Here is a 9,778-nt window from a genome sequence, read left to right on the forward strand (position 1 = left end):
GCAGATCGGGCAGCGCACCCGCCTCGAGCGCGCCGCGTTCGCCGGCGCGGCGCGGCACCCAGGCGAGTGCGGCGCCGGTGGTCTCGGCCAGCGCCGCCACCGCCGAGAGCGTGCCGGGCAGCGCGGCCAGCCGCTCACCGGCCAGGATCACCGCACCGCGACGGCGCAGCGCGCGGGCGAGCTCGTCCAGTCCCGGCGGATCGGGCGGGCATTCGTATCCGGCGCCCGCGACCGCCAGCGCCTGCAGCAGCCGCGCTTCGTCACCCGGCACGGTGGGGATCAACCGGCCCGACAGCCGGTTCAGGCCCCGGCTCGCATAGGCGGCCAGCGAATAGATCGCGGTCGCGGAGGTGCGGGCGGCCTTGCGCAGCCGCAGATGCAGGATCGGGCATTCCTCTTCGGGTTCGAGGCCGGCGAGCAGGACGACCGGCGCCGAATCCAGCGCGCCGTAGTCCACCCGCACGCCCTGTCCGGCGATGGCGGCGGCCAGGAATGCGGCCTCCTCCGCGGAATGGGCGCGGGCGCGGAAGTCGATGTCGTTGGTGCCCAGAGCGATACGCGCGAATTTGGCGTAGGCGTAGGCATCCTCGACGGTGGCCCGGCCGCCCACCAGCACTCCGGCATTCCCGCGGGCGGCGGCCAGGCCCGTACCCGCTCGCGCGAGCGCTGCCGACCACGAGGCGGGAACGAGTGTGCCGCTGTCGTCGCGGATCAGGGGGGTGGTGATCCGGTCGGGTTCGGTGGCGTAGGTGAAGGCCCAGCGCCCCTTGTCGCAATTCCATTCCTCGTTGACCTGCGGATCGTCACCGGCCAAGCGGCGCAGCACTTTTCCGCGGCGGTGGTCGGTGCGCTGGGCGCATCCGGCGGCGCAGTGTTCGCACACCGCCGGGCTCGACACCAGGTCGAAGGGGCGCGCGCGGAAGCGGTAGGTGGTGCCGGTGAGAGCGCCGACCGGGCAGATCTGGACGGTGTTGCCGGAGAAGTAGGAGTCCATCGGCTCGCCGACGGCGATCCCGACCTGCTGCAGTGCGCCGCGGTCCATCAGCTCGATGAACGGATCACCGGCGATCTGCTGTGAGAACCGGGTGCAGCGGGCGCACAGGACACACCGCTCCCGATCCAGCAGCACCGCGGGCGAGAGCGGAATCGGTTTGGGGTAGGTGCGTTTCACGCCCTCGAAGCGCGATTCGGGCCGCCCGCTGGATATCGCCTGGTTCTGCAGCGGGCATTCCCCGCCCTTGTCGCACACCGGGCAGTCCAGCGGATGGTTGATCAGCAGCAGTTCCATGACCCCGGTTTGCGCCTTCTGCGCGGCCGGCGAACTGATCTGGGTGTGCGCGATCATGCCGTCGGTGACGGCCATCGTGCAGGAGGCCACCGGTTTCCGTTGCCCCTCCACCTCGACCAGGCACTGCCTGCAGGCTCCGACCGGATCGAGCAGCGGATGATCGCAGAACCGGGGGATCTGGATTCCGACGAGTTCGGCGGCCCGGATCAGCAACGTTCCGGCGGGCACGGCGATCGTCGTGCCGTCGATGGTGACGGTGACCAGATCCTGGGGGATGACGCCACTGCTGTCGTGGCTGACTGTCGCGGTCATCGCACTCCTTCGGCGGGCGTCGCCGCGGTGGCGGCCGTGGCGGCGGCCCAGGCGGTCGAGCGAGCGGGATCGAACGGGCACCGGCCCAGCCGGATGTGTTCGATGTATTCGTCGCGGAAATAGTTGAGGGAGGACACGATCGGGCTCGCCGCACCGTCGCCGAGGGCGCAGAACGATTTGCCGTTGATGTTGTCGGCGATATCGAGCAGGGTGCCCAGATCGGCCTCGGTTCCGCCGCCGGACTCCAGTCGCTGCAGCAACTGCACCAGCCAGTAGGTGCCTTCCCGGCAGGGTGTGCATTTTCCACAGGATTCGTGGGCGTAGAACTCGGTCCAGCGCAGCACCGCACGCACCACGCAGGTGGTGTCGTCGAAGATCTGTAATGCCTTGGTGCCCAGCATGGATCCGGCCGCGCCCACGTTCTCGTAGTCGAGGGGCACATCGAGGTGTTCGGCGGTGAACAGCGGAGTGGAGGAGCCGCCGGGGGTCCAGAACTTCAGCGTGTGCCCGGCGCGCACACCGCCGGCGTGTCGGAGAAGTTCGCGCAGCGTGACACCGAGCGGCGCCTCGTACTGGCCCGGCCGGGTGACGTGTCCGGACAGCGAATACAGGGTGAAGCCGGGCGACTTCTCCGAGCCCATCGAGCGAAACCATTCCACGCCGTTGGTCATGATCGCCGGGACGCTCGCGATCGATTCCACGTTGTTGACCACGGTCGGGCACGCGTAGAGGCCGGCGACGGCGGGGAAGGGCGGGCGCAGGCGAGGCTGGCCACGGCGGCCCTCGAGCGAATCCAGCAGGGCGGTTTCCTCACCGCAGATGTAGGCGCCGGCCCCGGCGTGCACGATCAGGTCCAGATCGAAGCCGGAGCCGAGAATATCGCGGCCCAGATAACCTGCGGCATAAGCCTCTTCGACCGCGGTCTGGAGCCGGCGCAGCACCGGCACGACTTCGCCGCGCAGATAGATGAACGCGTGGGCGGCGCGGATGGCATAGGCGGCGATGATGGCGCCCTCGACCAGCACATGCGGGGTCGCCAGCATCAACGGGATGTCCTTGCAGGTGCCGGGTTCGGATTCGTCGGCGTTGACGACCAGGTAGTGCGGCTTACCCGCTGCCGGCGACCCCTCGGGATCCTGCGGGATGAAACCCCATTTCATGCCGGTGGGAAATCCGGCGCCGCCGCGGCCGCGCAGTCCGGCGTCCTTCACCGTGGCGATGACCTCGTCGGGATGCATGCCCAGCGCACGGGACAGGCCGCGATACCCGTCGTGTGCCCGGTAGGTGTCGAGGGTCCACGACCGCGGATGATCCCAGTAGCGGGTGAGTACGGGCGCCAGCGTCATCACCGTTCCCCCTGTTCGTCGTCCGAATCACGCTGCGGCGCAGCAGGTGTCGATGGCTCGGTCGCCACGCGCAGTCCGGCGAGCGTGGGATCTCCGGGGGCGCCCTCGTTGGCGTCGGGCCGCCGGTCCGGGAATCCGGCGAGAATGCGGGCCGTGTCGCGGAAGCTGCACAGGGGCGCGCCGCTGCGCGTGCCGGTGACCTCGCGTCCGGATCGCAGCGCGTCGGCGAGCGCGCGGGCCGATTCCGGGGTCTGGTTGTCGAAGAATTCCCAGTTCACCATGACCACCGGGGCGTAATCGCAGGCGGCGTTGCATTCGAGATGTTCGAGCGTGATCGTCGCGTCCGCGGTCGTTTCCCCGGGGGCGATCTCCAGATGCCGGGCGAGTGCGGCCAGGATCTCGTCGCCGCCCATGACCGCGCACAGCGTATTGGTGCAGACTCCGACGTGATAGTCGCCGGTCGGCGTGCGGCGATACATCGAATAGAAGGTGGCGACCGCGGTCACCTCGGCGTCGGTGAGCCCGAGTTGTTCGGCGCAGAACGCGATCCCGGTGCCGCTGACATAGCCTTCGACGCTCTGCACCAGATGCAGCAACGGCAGCAGCGCCGAGCGCGACTGCGGATAGCGGTCGATGATCTCGCGAGCCTCGGCTCGCAGATTCTCCTGCACCTGCGGCGGATAGGGGACGGGCCGCTGCGACAACTGCAGCAGGATCGGGTCGCGACCGGTCGCGGTCGCGGGAATCGGTTCGGCTGTCATCGGTCGACACCACCCATCACCGGGTCGATGCTGGCCACCGAGGCGATCACGTCGGCGACCATGCCGCCTTCGCACATCGCCGCCACGGCCTGCAGATTCGTGAACGAGGGATCGCGGAAATGCACACGGTAGGGTCGGGTTCCGCCGTCGGAGACCATATGGACACCCAGTTCGCCGCGCGGGGACTCCACCGAGGCGTACACCTGGCCGGGCGGCACCCGCATGCCTTCGGTGACGAGTTTGAAGTGGTGGATCAGCGCCTCCATCGAGGTGCCCATGATGGTGCCGATATGTTCGGCGGAATTGCCCAGTCCGTCGGGCCCGAGTTTCAGATCCGCCGGCCACGCGATCTTCTTGTCCGACACCATAACCGGGCCGGGACGGAGTGTGTCGAGGCACTGCTCGACGATCTTGAGCGACTCCTTCATCTCCTTGATGCGGATCAGGTAGCGGCCGTAGCAGTCGCATCCGGTATCGGTCATGACGTCGAACTCGTAGTTCTCGTAGCCGCAGTACGGCTGCGATTTGCGCAGATCGTGCGGCAACCCGGTGGACCGCAGGACCGGTCCGGTCACTCCCAGTGCCATACACGCGGCCAGGTCGAGATAGCCGATGCCGCGGGTGCGCGCCTTGAAGATCGGGTTCTCGTTGAGCAGCAACTCCATATCGCGCAGCCGTTTCGGCATGAGCGCCAGCAGATCTCGGATCTTGCCCACCGCGTCGGGCGGCAGATCCTGCGCCAGCCCGCCGGGACGGATGTAGGCGTGGTTCATGCGCAGTCCGGTGACGGTTTCGAAGATGTCGAGGATCAGTTCGCGTTCGCGGAAGCCGAACAACATCGGTGTCAGCGCGCCGAGTTCCATACCGCCGGTGGCCAACGCCACCAGATGGGAGGAGATACGGTTGAGCTCCATCAGCATGACGCGAACGATGTTCACCCGTTCGGGGATGTCGTCGGTGATACCGAGCAGCTTCTCCACGGCCAGGCAGTAGGCGGTCTCGTTGAACAGCGGGGACAGATAGTCCATCCGGGTCACGAACGTGACGCCCTGCACCCAGTTGCGAAATTCCAGATTCTTCTCGATGCCCGTGTGCAGGTAGCCGATTCCGCAGCGCGCCTCGGTGACCGTCTCGCCTTCGATCTCGAGGATCAGCCGCAGCACGCCGTGGGTGGAGGGATGCTGCGGTCCCATATTGACGACGATGCGCTCCTCCGCGGCGCCGTCGAGGGCCTCGCGCACATCGTCCCAGTCCTGTCCGACGACCGTGACCGCCGGGCTTTCGGCCACCGGATCCGTTGCGGCGCCGGTGATGTCGGTGTGATTCATCAGCTGTAGGTCCTCCGCTGGTCCGGCGGCGGAATACGCGCGCCTTTGTATTCGACCGGGATCCCGCCGAGCGGGTAGTCCTTGCGCTGCGGATGTCCACGCCAGTCGTCGGGCATCATGATCCGCGTCAGCGACGGGTGACCGTCGAAGACGATGCCGAAGAAGTCGTAGGTTTCGCGCTCGTGCCAGTCGGTGGTCGGGTACACCGAGAACAGCGAGGGCATATGCGGATCGGAATCCGGTACCGACACCTCGATCCGCACCCGGCGGTTGTGTGTGATCGACAGCAGGTGGTAGGCGGCGTGCAGTTCGCGGCCCGTGTCGTCGGGGTAGTGCACGCCGTTCACGCCGAGACACAATTCGAAGCGCAACGCCGCGTCGTCGCGCAGCGCACGCGCCACCTCGACGACCCGCTCGCGCCGCACGTGCAGGGTCAGTTCTCCGGCGAAGACGACGATCTTCTCGATCGCGGCGCGAAACACCTCGTCTCCCACCGACTCCGCCAGCGCGGCGACCACCTCGTCGAAATAGGAACCGTAGGGCGCCGGGGTGCTGCCGGGCAGCGTGACGGTCCGCACCAGCCGCCCGTATCCGGAGGTGTCGCCGGTGCCCCGGACGCCGAACATGCCGCGGCGCACGCCGATGACCTCGTCGTCGGGCCGGTCGGGAGAGGGGCCGCGCGATTCGGGCTCGATCGCCGGTTCGCCGGCCGGGCCGGATGCGCCTGCGCCGGAGGGAGATTCGATATCCGCTGCGCTGTCGGGCGGATCGCCGGCGCTGCGCGGTGCGTCCAGGCTCATCGCAGCAGCCCCTCCATCCGGATCGTGGGGGTGGAGGCGAGTGCGGCGGCCTCGGCCGCGCGCACGGCCTCGGCGCGGTCGACACCCAGCGGCATCTCCTGGATCTTCTCGTGCAGCTTCAAGATCGCGTGCAACAGCATCTCCGGGCGCGGCGGACAGCCGGGCAGGTAGATGTCCACGGGCACGACATGATCGACGCCCTGCACGATGGCGTAGTTGTTGAACATGCCGCCGGAGGAGGCGCACACCCCCATCGCCAGCACCCATTTGGGTTCGGTCATCTGGTCGTAGACCTGCCGCAGCACCGGCGCCATCTTCTGGCTGACCCGGCCGGCGACGATCATCAGATCCGCCTGCCGGGGGGAGGCGCGAAAGACCTCCATCCCGAAGCGGGCACTGTCGAAGCGACCGGCCCCCGTGGCCATCATCTCGATCGCGCAGCACGCCAGCCCGAACGTCGCGGGCCACAGCGAGCCCTTACGTAGGTAGCCGGCGAACTGTTCGACCGTGCTCAGCAGGAAGCCGCTGGGCAATTTCTCCTCGAGCCCCATCTCGGATCAACTCTCACTTCCGTGTGCGAATCCTCGGTCCCGGCGGACGCCGGGACGACGGGTTGGGTATGCGGTGCCGACGGGCCGACCGGCCCGCCCGCGTTCAGTCCCAGCTCAGGCCGCCGCGCCTCCACTCGTAGGCGTAGGCAACCGAGACGTTGAAGATGAACAGCGCCATGGCCGCCAACCCGAAGACGCCGAGGGCATCGAAGTGCACCGCCCACGGATAGAGGAATACGATCTCGATGTCGAAGATGATGAACAGCATCGCGGTGAGGTAGTACTTCACCGGAAAACGTTGTCCCGCAGCATTTCCCGGCCCGCCGGCGATGGCGTGCGGGGTGGGTTCGATACCGCATTCGTAGGCTTCGAGTTTGGCGCGGTTGTAGCGTTTGGGCCCGATCACGGCCGCCAGCAACACCGATCCCAGCGCGAACGCGGCAGCGATCGCACCGAGTACAAGAGTCGGCACCTGGGTATTCACAACGACACAACCCCTCTCCCTCGCCGGCAACTGCCGAGGCGGGGCTGACGTCGTCGTCTGCCGGGCCAGTCTCACCCCGAAGCGCAGCTCGAGCGCGAGCGCGGAACGACAGGGCAGGCAGGGCGCCATTCATATCAACAGCCACGCTCGTGTGAGCTACAGCACAGCCTACAACCGCTCTTTCTGAATACTCGCGGTTCCGCCCCGGTGTTTGATCGAATTCGGAACTGTCACTTATGACCGAACCAGCGCAATGGCCTCCCCGTGGCCGGGCGCGCCGCGGCTGCCCGAGCACGCGAAAACGGCCGGCCGACGAGATGTCGGCCGACCGTGAAAAGCGCTGATCAGGCGGCGGGGCGAGCGTTCAGGGCAGTGGTGACCGCCGAGGTGAGCTGGAACGGGTCCAGCGGGTGGGCGGCCGCGGCCTCGGCCCGGGACCAGGCGGCGAGCCAGGCATCGTCGGCCCTGCCGGTCAGCACCACGATGGGCGGGCAGTCGGCGATCTCGTCCTTGAGCTGCTTGGCCAGCCCCATCCCACCGGTGGGCGTGGCCTCACCGTCGAGAATGGCCAGGTCGATCGCGCCGGCGTCGAGCTGCTCGATCACGACCGGCGCGGTCGCGGTCTCGTGGTAGTCGAACGGCGGCAGGTCGGGATGCGGATGCTTACCCAGCGCCAGCATCACCTGGCGGCGGGTATCGGCATCGCTGCTGTATACGAGAACCCGCAGGGCGGGACGGTTCGCATCGGCCACCCTTCGGATGCTACGTCCATCCGGCCGGGTGCGGTGGCAGCTTCGGCGGCAACGGTCCCCGCGCCGGGCGTGGCGCCCGCCCGGCGACTTCACCGCGAGGTTGATCGTGCCGATCGGAATCGTTGCTGGTCACCGCGGGGAAAACGCGCGATCCTTATAAGCGGCGGCAGTTCGGTGGCAGAACTGCCCCGGCAGGGCGTACCAACGACAGGCTCGACAGGGCGGTGGACGATGCGAATTTCGGAGGTTTTGCGCAACAAGGGGGCCGATGTGGTGACGATCGCGCCGGAGGCGTCGGTCGGCCGATTGCTGGCGGTGCTGGCCGAACACAACGTCGGCGCGGTAGTGGTGTGTGGTGCGGGCGGCGCACTGGACGGGATCGTGTCGGAGCGGGATGTGGTCCGCTGCCTGCACAGACAGGGCGCACAGCTGCTGACCCGGCCGGTGTCCGACATCATGACCGCGATCGTGCACACCTGTTCGCCGGAGGATCGGGTGGAGAGTTTGCGCGCGACGATGACCGAACACCGGATCCGGCATCTGCCGGTCGTCGATCACGGGCGAATGGTCGGAATCGTGAGTATCGGCGATGTGGTCAAGAGCGCGATCTCGGAATTGCAGGACGAGCGCGAACACCTCGAACACTATCTGCAGGGCTGAACCTCCGGCTCGATCCGGCCGGCCGACGGTGGCCGCGACATGACTGTGCCGAATCCGCCATTGCCGCACGGTGATTGGATATTCACCGGTTCGTAACCGTGAAAGTGGTGGGTACGAGGCGTTTTCGGAGCAGAATTCCCTCGGGCGGTTCGTTCGGAACCACGAGGTCGCCGATGCCGGAATCGGGTGCATCGGGTGGGGTTCGAGACGTGCGCTGTCCCTCGGAACTCACTGCCCGGCGTCCGCGCTGTGGGGCGTTCCGAACGGCCGCCGACCACGTCGCATTCCGGGTGGTGGATGCAGCCGATTCGATCGGTGACCGATCGCGTATTAGGGTGCGTGGCACGCGCGCCGGATCGCTGGTCGGCGGCGCCGGACACGCCGCTCGATCCGAAGGACATCCATGCGCCGCATCGCATTCGCCGCATCCCTGCTCACTGTCGTCTGTACCGCCGGCGCCTGCGGCGCATCCTCCGACGACCACGCGGCGAGCACGGCAACGACATCTGCTGCGGCGCAATCGAGTTCGGTCGCCACGGCGGGCGGCCAGGACTGTGGCGCGCAGCCCTGGCCCCGCCCGCTACCCGACTTCAGCGGGAAGCCGCTGGGACAGACCGTCGTCGGTGCGGCGCTGTGCTTCGACATCACCGGTATCACCACCGCGGACGGCCGCGACGTGATGCACGATCCCGGTGCCGCGACGACTCCCTGGACGGTCACCGCCCAGCAGCCGGCGGCGGGGACGCGGGTCGCCGCGGACACCGCGGTCACGCTGACGGTCGACGTCCCGCACTGATCGCTACTTGCCGGCGGCGCGGGCCAGGTGCTCCGGGTAGCGCGCCCCGGCAAAGGCCTCGGCCGGGGCGGCGGCCTCGATCCGCGCCAGATCCTCGGCGCTGAGCTCGATCTCGGTGGCCGCCACATTCTGCTCGAGGTAGGTGCGGCGCTTGGTGCCCGGGATCGGGACCACGTCGTCACCGCGCGACTGGACCCAGGCCAGCGCCAATTGCCCTGCGGTCACGCCCTTTTCCTCCGCCATCGCGCGCAGCTCGGCGACGACGGCGAGGTTGCGGTCGATGTTGTCGTCGGCGAAACGGGGCAGTGCGCGCCGCAGGTCGTCGGCGGGGAGATCGGCGGTCGAGGTGATCGAGCCGGTGAGGAAGCCGCGGCCGAGCGGGGAGAACGGCACGATCCCGATACCCAGTTCACGGCAGGTGGGCAGCACCTCCTCTTCGATACCGCGCGTCCACAGCGACCATTCGCTCTGCAGCGCGGTCACCGGATGCACGGCATGCGCGCGCCGGATGGTCTCGGCCGAGGCCTCGGAGATGCCGAGGTAGCGGACCTTGCCCGCGGTGACCAGCTCGGACAGCGCGCCCCACGTCTCCTCGATCGGAACGTTCGGGTCGACGCGGTGCTGGTAGTACAGGTCGATGTGGTCGACGCCGAGCCGCTTCAGCGATTCGTCGCAGGACTGTGCGACGTAGGCGGCGTCG

At 68.1% G+C, this 9,778-nt stretch carries 11 protein-coding genes; 2 read left to right on the plus strand and 9 right to left on the minus strand.

Translation table 11 applies throughout. The annotated features are described in order from the left end of the window. The 8 genes from ON23_RS11540 to ON23_RS11575 all read right to left on the minus strand — a co-directional run. Positions 1-1,600, minus strand: a 1,600-nt coding sequence (locus tag ON23_RS11540) for an NADH-quinone oxidoreductase subunit G (RefSeq protein WP_157170207.1), incomplete at its 3' end; no start/stop codon positions are given. Further along, positions 1,597-2,946, minus strand: coding sequence for an NADH-quinone oxidoreductase subunit NuoF (gene nuoF, locus ON23_RS11545; protein ID WP_039778100.1), 1,350 nt, complete (start codon positions 2,944-2,946; stop codon positions 1,597-1,599). The genes ON23_RS11540 and nuoF, both read right to left, overlap by 4 nt. Continuing rightward, entirely contained in the window at positions 2,946-3,707 is a 762-nt protein-coding gene (gene nuoE, locus ON23_RS11550; RefSeq protein WP_051042442.1) for an NADH-quinone oxidoreductase subunit NuoE, read from the minus strand. The genes nuoF and nuoE overlap by 1 nt, the downstream gene beginning before the upstream one ends. Next, complete coding sequence (gene nuoD, locus ON23_RS11555) at positions 3,704-5,035, minus strand: NADH dehydrogenase (quinone) subunit D (protein WP_051042445.1); 1,332 nt, start codon at positions 5,033-5,035, stop codon at positions 3,704-3,706. Before nuoD ends, nuoE begins: the two co-directional genes overlap by 4 nt. Further along, positions 5,035-5,661 (minus strand): NADH-quinone oxidoreductase subunit C, encoded by a 627-nt coding sequence (locus tag ON23_RS11560; protein ID WP_051042448.1) that lies wholly within the window; start codon positions 5,659-5,661, stop codon positions 5,035-5,037. The genes nuoD and ON23_RS11560 overlap by 1 nt, the downstream gene beginning before the upstream one ends. A gap of 170 nt (positions 5,662-5,831) precedes the next feature. Then, positions 5,832-6,386, minus strand: coding sequence for a NuoB/complex I 20 kDa subunit family protein (locus ON23_RS11565; protein ID WP_030514408.1), 555 nt, complete (start codon positions 6,384-6,386; stop codon positions 5,832-5,834). A gap of 103 nt (positions 6,387-6,489) precedes the next feature. Then, positions 6,490-6,870 (minus strand): NADH-quinone oxidoreductase subunit A, encoded by a 381-nt coding sequence (locus ON23_RS11570; protein WP_036501258.1) that lies wholly within the window; start codon positions 6,868-6,870, stop codon positions 6,490-6,492. Positions 6,871-7,214: 344 nt separating this feature from the next. Then, positions 7,215-7,622 (minus strand): Rv3143 family two-component system response regulator, encoded by a 408-nt coding sequence (locus ON23_RS11575; RefSeq protein ID WP_039778101.1) that lies wholly within the window; start codon positions 7,620-7,622, stop codon positions 7,215-7,217. 231 nt (positions 7,623-7,853) lie between these two features. Between ON23_RS11575 and ON23_RS11580 the strand changes: the two genes are divergently transcribed. Then, on the plus strand, positions 7,854-8,282 hold the full coding sequence (locus tag ON23_RS11580; protein ID WP_039778102.1) for a CBS domain-containing protein: 429 nt from the start codon (positions 7,854-7,856) through the stop codon (positions 8,280-8,282). A 403-nt stretch (positions 8,283-8,685) separates the two neighbouring features. Then, positions 8,686-9,078, plus strand: a complete 393-nt coding sequence (locus ON23_RS11585) for a PASTA domain-containing protein (protein ID WP_039778103.1) — start codon at positions 8,686-8,688, stop codon at positions 9,076-9,078. 3 nt (positions 9,079-9,081) lie between these two features. Here the strand turns inward: ON23_RS11585 and ON23_RS11590 are convergent. After that, the coding region (locus tag ON23_RS11590) for an aldo/keto reductase (RefSeq protein ID WP_039778104.1) at positions 9,082-9,778 on the minus strand (697 nt) is incomplete at its 5' end.

This window comes from Nocardia cerradoensis NBRC 101014, assembly GCF_000308535.1.
Taxonomy (GTDB): Bacteria; Actinomycetota; Actinomycetes; order Mycobacteriales; family Mycobacteriaceae; genus Nocardia; species Nocardia cerradoensis.